Origin of the sequence: Actinosynnema sp. NPDC059797, assembly GCF_042732085.1 — a bacterium.
In the GTDB taxonomy this organism is placed as follows: domain Bacteria; phylum Actinomycetota; class Actinomycetes; order Mycobacteriales; family Pseudonocardiaceae; genus Actinosynnema.
In genome coordinates, this window is sequence record NZ_JBHWIE010000360.1 from 1 (window position 1) to 7009 (window position 7009).

The following is a 7009-nucleotide window of genomic DNA, read 5'->3' on the forward strand; positions in this document are numbered from 1 at the left end:
CCTCGGCGTCGCGCCGGCTCGAAGCCGCCGCCGAGGCCGTCGTGCGGGCCACCGGCGCCGGCCACCGGCTGACCGTCCTCGCCAGTGCCGCCGCCCTGTGGGTCTGGCTGCCCGTGAGCACGCCGCCCGACCTCGGCGGGCTCGCCGCGGACCTGGAGGAGCACCCCGACGTCCGGGTCGCCGTCGGCCGCCCCGGCGCGGACGTCGAAGGCTTCCGCCGCAGCCACCTCGACGCCGCCACCACCCAGCGCATGCTGGCCCGGCTCACCTCGCCGCAGCAGGTCGCCCGCTACGACGACGTGCAGCTCGCCGCGCTGCTCACCAGCCGGCCGGCCCAGGCCGACGAGTTCCTCGCCGACACCCTCGGCGACCTGCTCACCGCGGACCCCGACACCCGGCGGACCGTCCTGACCTACGTGCGCGAACTGGGCAGCACCACCCGCACGGCCGAACGCCTCTACACCCACCGCAACACCGTCCTGCGCCGCCTCGCCCGCGCCGACGAACTCCTCCCCCGGCCCCTGGCGGAGAACGCGGTCGGCGTGGCCGCCGCGCTGGAGGTGCTGCGCTGGCGCGGCGCCGCACCGTGACGGCGAGGGCTCACGCGCGCGGCGGTCCCGACGTGCCCGCGCCGCCGGCGTCGTGCCGGGTGCGCAGCGCGTGGACCGCGGCGGCGGCCATGCCCGCGGCCGCCACCGCGAACAGCACGCGGTAGTGCACGAACCCGACCAGGGCCGAGCCGACCGGGATGGCCAGCGTCGACGGGATGAACGAGGCGGTGAACGCCGCGCTGCCGGTGCGGCCCCGCAGTTCGTCGGGGGTGGTGCGCTGGATGAGGGTGGTGGTGCCGATGAGCAGCCACGGCAGGCCGAACCCGCGCAGGGCCGCGCCGGTCAGGACCACCCACGACGACGGCGGCAGGGCGGTCAGCAGGCACCCGGCCGCGGCGACGAGCATGCCGACGCCGACCAGCCGGACCTCGCCGCGGCGGCGCATCAGCGCCGGCGCGACCAGGCCGCCGAGCACCGACCCGAGGCCCTGCGCGGTCACCACGACGCCGATGAACTCCGGGGAGCGCCCCAGTCCCTGGTCGACCACGGCGTAGCCGTAGGAGGTCAGCAGCCCGCCGAAGCCGAACACGACCGCCGAGCCGACGACCAGCCGCCGCAGGGGCGCGAACGTGGCGATCTGGTCGATGCCGGCGCGCAGCTCGCGCGCCCAGTTGCCGGAGGCGGGCCTGGCGGGCGGCTCCCGGAAGGTCATCAGCGACAACGCCAGCGCGGCCGCCAGGAACGTGACCGCGTCGAGGGCGGCCACCGCCGGACCGCCCCAGGCGACGTAGACCGCCGTGCCGATCGCCGGGCAGAGCAGCTTGAAACCCTCCGACAGCGTCAGCCGCGCGCTGTTGTAGCCCCCGAGGTGCTCCTCGGGCACGAGCGCCGCCATCAGCGCCGGCTCGGCGGCCCCGATCAGCGCGTAGACGACCCCGTAGAGCGTCATCACCGCGAAGACGACCCACACCAGCTCGGCGCGGTCCACGGCGAGCAGCGGCAGCAGCGCCACCGCCGCGCCGAGGTTGACGACGATGAGCAACCGGCGTCGCGGCAGGCGGTCGGCGGGCAGCGCGAACAGCGGCCCGACCAGCGACGGCGCCCAGATGCAGAAGTTCACCATCCCGGCGGCGCCGTCGCTGCCGGTGAGGTCCTTCACCCAGATGCCGGCCACCACGAGGAACACCGAGTCGCCGAACAGCGACAGGGTCAGCCCGATCACGTAGAGCCGGATGTCCCGGACCTTCAACGCGGCCCACGCGCTGGTAGCCGGCACGTCAACCCCCTCGGACGACACCGATCGGCGTGGCGGGCGAGGTCGACGCCGTCCGGACGCCGTGATCGACCGCCACGTCCCGACGTTAGCGAGGTCGTGGTGCGGGTGGAGCCGCCCCGCCGGCCCCGCGACGGGTCAGCGGGGTCCCGGGTCCGCCTCGGCGAGGTCGGCTAGCTGCCGCTCCACCTGCGCGGCGTCCGCCTCGCGGCCCTGTGCCCGAAACAGCCGCAACGCCTCGGTCCACACCGCCCGCGCCCGCTCGCGCTCGCCCAGGGCCAGGTGGGGGTGGCCCAGCCGGTCCAGGGTGCCGGCCTCCTCGTAGGTGTCGCCGATCTCGCGGAACAGCTCCAGCGCCCGCAGGTACTGCTCGACGGCCCGCCGGTGCCGGCCGGTGCGGTGGTCGACGTAGCCCAGGCTGTCCAGGGTGGCGGCCTCGGCGCCGGGGTTGCCCTGCTCCCGGATCAGGGCGAGGGCGGCCAGGCAGTGCTCGCGGGCCCGGTCGTGCTCGCCGAGCAGGGCGGCGTACCAGCCCATGGCGTTGAGCGAGCCCGCCACCCACACCGGGTTGCCCAGGGCGCGGTTGATCTCCATGGCGCGGGTGGCGTGCTCCAGGGCGCGCCGGTGGTCCCCCCGCTGCTCCCACGCCCACGAGAACGACTGGTGCACCAGGGCCCGCACGGTGCGGTCGCCGTGCCGCTCGGCCAGGGCGAGCGCCCGGTCCAGGTGCCCGATGGCCTCCTCGTGCTGCTCCAGGTTGGCGTGGAGGGCGCCCAGGCGGCGGTGGGCGATGATCGACGGCGCCGGGTCGTCCAGGTGCCCGGCGGCGGCCAGCGCGGCGCTCCAGGCGTCGAGGCCCGCGCCGCGGTGCCCGCGCAGGGTGTGGAACGAGTCCAGCGCCCAGGCCAGGTGCCACGCCTCCCGGTGCCACCGGCGCCCGCCCGCGGTGCGCTGGGCGGCGAGCAGGCAGGCGTGCTCCGCGTCGAACCACGCCAGGGCCGCCGCGGCGTCGGGCACCGGGTGCGGATCGCCCTCGGGCTCCGGCGGGTCGAGCGGGACGGCCGCGCGGTGCGGCTCCAGCAGGCGGTCGCCCGCGTGGGCGGTGGACAGGTAGTGGTCGACCACCCGGCGCAGGGCCGCCTCCCGCACCGGGGCGGGCAGGTCGCGGGCCGCGCCGGCGGCGTAGCGGCGGATCAGGTCGTGCAGGTGGTAGCGGTTGCGGCGGTCCAGGCCGATCAGCGACACCCGCTCCAGCGCCCGCAGGGTGGCCCTGGCCCGGTCCGGGGGCAGCCCGAGCAGTCGGGCGGCGGCGGGCAGGCCGATGTCGGGACCGGGTGCGATGCCCAGCAGCGCGAGCGCGGTGGCCTGGTCGGGGTCGAGCGCCCGGTGGGACCAGGACAGGACGGCGGGCAGGCTGGCGGCGGGGTCGCCGTCGTCGAGCGCGTCGAGGCCGCTGTCGCGCAGTTCGGCGACGAGCACGGCCAGCGGGAGCCTCGGCCGGGTGCGGGCGCGGCCCGCGAGGATGCCCAGCGCCAGCGGGAACCCGCCGCAGAACCCGATCAGCTCGTCCACCGCGGCCGGTTCCGCCTCGACGCGCGCCGCGCCCAGCCGCTCGGCCAGCAGGGCTCGGGCCTCGGCGTCGGAGAGCACGTCCAGCGGCAGGTGGCGGGCCCCGTGCCCGGCGATCAGGCCGGTCAGCTGGTCGCGGCTGGTCACCACCGCGGTGCAGCGGTTCCCGCCCGGCAGCAGCGGCAGCACCTGCTCGACGCCCGCCGCGTTGTCCAGCACGACCAGCACCCGCCGGTCCGAGGTCAGGCTGCGGTACAGCGCCGCGCGGGCGTGCGGGTCGGCCGGGACGCGGTCCGGCGGCACGTCCAGCGCGTCGAGGAAGCCCCGCACCGCCACCGCCGGGTCCATCGGCGTGCCCCGGGGGCTGAAGCCGCGCAGGTCCACGAACAGCTGGCCGTCGGGGAACCGGTCGGCGTTGCGGTGCGCCCAGTGCAGCGCCAGCCAGGTCTTGCCGACGCCGCCCGCGCCCGCGATCGCGGAGATGACCACGGTGGCCGCCGGGCTGTCGCGCACGGCGGCGTCGAGCCGGTCCAGCTCCGCGCGCCGGCCGACGAACGCCGGGGGCGGGGCGGGCAGCTGCCGGGGCACCGGCGCGGTCGCGGGCGGGGTGGTCGGCGCGGTCACCGGCGCGGTCCTGGGCGCGCCGGCCAGGGCCGGGTCGTCGGCCAGGATCCGCCGGTGCAGGTCCCGCAGCGCGGGACCGGGGTCGGCGCCCAGTTCCTCCACCAGCCGCCCGCGCAGGAGCCGGTAGTGGGTGAGAGCGTCGGCGGTGCGCCCGGCGCGGTGCAGCGCCAGCAGGTGCTGGGCCGCCAGTCGCTCGTCCAACGGGCGCTCGGCGACGCGCGCGGCCAGGCGGGGCACCAGGTCCTCGCCGTGCCCCAGCGCCAGCAGCGCGTCGGTCAGGTCGTCCTCGGCGGCCTGCAGGTCCCGGCCCAGTCGGTCGCGCTCGGCCTCCGCCCAGTCGCCCCCCAGCCCGGACAGCGCCTGCCCGCGCCACAGGCCCAGCGCCTCCTCCAGCAGCGCCGCGGCCCGCCGGGGCTCCCCGGCACGCGCCCGGGCGCACAGGTCGCGGTAGCGGTGGGCGTCGACCGCCGCCGGTTCGACGTCCACGGCGTAGCCGCCCGGGCGCCGCACGAGGACCTCGCCGCCGGCGGGTGCCAGCACCCGGCGCAACCGCGACAGGTAGCTCATCAGCGTGGCCCGCGCCCGCGGCCCCGCCGCCTCGCCCCAGACCCGCCGGACCAGCCGGTCCACCGGCACCACGTGGCCCGCGTCCACGGCCAGCGCCGCCAGCGCGCACCGCTGCCGCGCCGGACCCGGGTCCACCTCGACGTCGTCCACGAGCACGGCCACCGGGCCCAGCAGGCGGATCTCCAGCACAACCCTCACCCCCCGTGGAGGATCGCCCGCGAGGGGTCTGGATACCGATCCGGCCGGCGGACCGCGGCCGGTCGAGCGAGGTTCACCCGAACGGTCCAAGGCGTCGACCTCGGGGCCCCGAACGGTCCACGCCGCCGCGGGCACGGCGCCCGCAGCGGCGCCGGAGTCTGTTGTGGACCGCGCCGGCCAAGTGTTCACCGGCTGTTCGCGCCCGGGATCCGCCACGACGAGCAGCGGACTCACGATACTTCGGACCGCCGCAGTTCGGTCCAGGATCGGAGCCGCCAGGATGTCGCACCACCACCACGGTCACCCCCACGAGCACCACCACGAGGAGGTGGAGGGGAGCTGGCGCGACGGCGCCGACGACAGGCCGCTGTCGGTGGCGCGCCGCCGCTTCCTGGCGGGCCTGGGCGCGGCCGGGGTGGCCACGACGGTCGGCGCGCTGCCCGCCCACGCGCACGACGACCGACCGCCGCGCCCGGTGAACCCGTGGCGCGGCCGGTCCCGCTGGTACGCGGGCGACCACCACATCCACACCAAGTACTCCTCCGACGGCCAGTACGAGGTCGCCCAGCAGGTGGCCAAGGCGCGCGAGCACGGCCTGGACTGGGTCGTCATCACCGACCACGGCGGCGTCGCGCACCAGAAGTTCTCCATCGACCAGGTCGCGCCGGACATCGAGCGGGCCCGGCGGGAGCACCGGGACGTGCTGGTCTACCAGGGCCTGGAGTGGAACATCCCGGGCGCCGAGCACGCCACCGTGTTCCTGCCGCCCGGCCGGTCCACTGTGGACATCCTGCGCGCGTTCGAGGCGGCCTACGACGGCGGTGTGCTGTCCACGCCGGTCGCGCAGGGCGGCGCGGGCCTGCTCTCCCGCTCCACCTCCGCCGACGGCGAGCCGTACGCGCTGGCCGCGCTGCGGTACCTGGAGGCCCAGGTGCTGTCCGGCCGCACGGAGATCGCGCTGATGTTCGCCAACCACCCCGCGCGGCGCGGCGTGGACAGCCCGCACGAGATCCGCGGCTGGCGCGACGCGGCGCCCGGCGTGGCGGTCGGCATGGAGGGCGCGCCCGGCCACCAGGCGGCGGGCATCCGGCGGGAGGCGGGCGGGCGCGGCGGCGCGCGCGGCTACTACGACGGTTCGCCCAACCAGGACAGCTTCCCCGGCTACGCCCCCACCGCCACCGAGAACCCCTACCGCACCTACGGCGGGTTCGACTGGATGACCGCCAAGGTCGGCGGCCTGTGGGACTCGCTGCTCGCCGAGGGCAGGCCGTGGTGGGTGACCGCCACCTCCGACGCCCACCAGGTGCACCTGGACACGCACACGCCGGGCAGCGGCGACCACAACACCACCGGCAGCCGCGGCGAGCCGGTCGACACCGGCAAGCCCCAGGTCTACGGCGACTACTGGCCGGGCTTCTACAGCTCCACGCTCGTCGGCGCGGACTCGCGGTCCTATGTGGACATCATGCGCGGTATGCAGGGCGGTCGCGTGGTGGCCGTGCACGGGCGCGTCATCGACGGGCTGAACCTGCGGGTGCGGTCGCTCGGCGAGGGCGACGACCGGGGCGTGACGATCGGCGGTCGCACGTTCGTCCGGCGCGGCGACTCGGTGGAGGTGGCGATCGAGGTCGACCTGGCGCGGGGCGAGAACTTCGGCGGCGTGGTGCCGCGCCTGGCCAAGGTGGACCTGATCGCGGGCCCGGTCACCGGCCCCGCCGCCGACCGCGACGCGCTCGGCGCGCCGCTCACCGAGGTGGTCAAGACGTTCGAGGTGGCCCGCACCGCGCGCGGCGCGGTCCGGTTCACCCACACCTTCCGCAACGTCGACACCGCGTTCTACCTGCGGCTGCGCGGTTCGGACGGCAACCGGCTCACCCCCGACGGCGGCCCGGTGATGGACGTGATCGGCGACGCGGACCCGTGGTCGGACCTGTGGTTCTACGCGAACCCGGTCTTCGTCGACGTCGTCTGATGGCCTGGCTCGACGCCGTGCCCGCCCTGCCCGGCGGGCACGGCGCGGCGCACCGGGACGCGCTGCTGCTGGCCGCGCTGGACTCGTGCGCCGCGACGGACCTCGTGTTCACCCGGGTCGACCGCACCGGCCCGGTGGCGGTCACCGCCGTGTCCGCGCGCCTCACCGGCCCGTTCGACCGAGCCGCCGCGTCGGCCGCGCTGGGCGGCCCGGTGACCGTGACCGACTCCCCCGTCCTGGACCGCTGCGTCAGGT

At 76.9% G+C, this 7009-nt stretch carries 5 protein-coding genes; 3 read left to right on the forward strand and 2 right to left on the reverse strand.

Annotated features, from left to right (window positions below; all coding sequences use genetic code 11):
* Positions 1-590: PucR family transcriptional regulator (locus ACFV4N_RS37000; RefSeq protein WP_499677326.1), on the forward strand; the 590-nt coding region annotated here is incomplete at its 5' end.
* A 10-nt stretch (positions 591-600) separates the two neighbouring features.
* On the opposite strand, the gene ACFV4N_RS37005 is transcribed toward ACFV4N_RS37000, so the two are convergent.
* Both ACFV4N_RS37005 and ACFV4N_RS37010 read right to left on the reverse strand, forming a co-directional pair.
* Complete coding sequence (locus ACFV4N_RS37005) at positions 601-1827, reverse strand: MFS transporter (protein ID WP_499677327.1); 1227 nt, start codon at positions 1825-1827, stop codon at positions 601-603.
* A gap of 135 nt (positions 1828-1962) precedes the next feature.
* Positions 1963-4773: an AfsR/SARP family transcriptional regulator gene (locus ACFV4N_RS37010; RefSeq protein ID WP_499677328.1), complete on the reverse strand. Its 2811-nt coding sequence runs from the start codon at positions 4771-4773 to the stop codon at positions 1963-1965.
* Between the two features lie 289 nt (positions 4774-5062).
* On the opposite strand from ACFV4N_RS37010, the gene ACFV4N_RS37015 reads away from it, so the two are divergent.
* Together ACFV4N_RS37015 and ACFV4N_RS37020 are read left to right on the forward strand one after the other, a co-directional pair.
* Positions 5063-6754, forward strand: coding sequence for a PHP domain-containing protein (locus ACFV4N_RS37015; protein ID WP_499677329.1), 1692 nt, complete (start codon positions 5063-5065; stop codon positions 6752-6754).
* The coding region (locus ACFV4N_RS37020) for a hypothetical protein (RefSeq protein WP_499677330.1) at positions 6754-7009 on the forward strand (256 nt) is incomplete at its 3' end. The genes ACFV4N_RS37015 and ACFV4N_RS37020, both read left to right, overlap by 1 nt.

Excerpts from the sequence above, each read along its gene's own strand:
- ACFV4N_RS37015 (WP_499677329.1), top strand. The coding sequence starts at position 5,063 with ATGTCGCACCACCACCACGGTCACCCCCACGAGCACCACCACGAGGAG.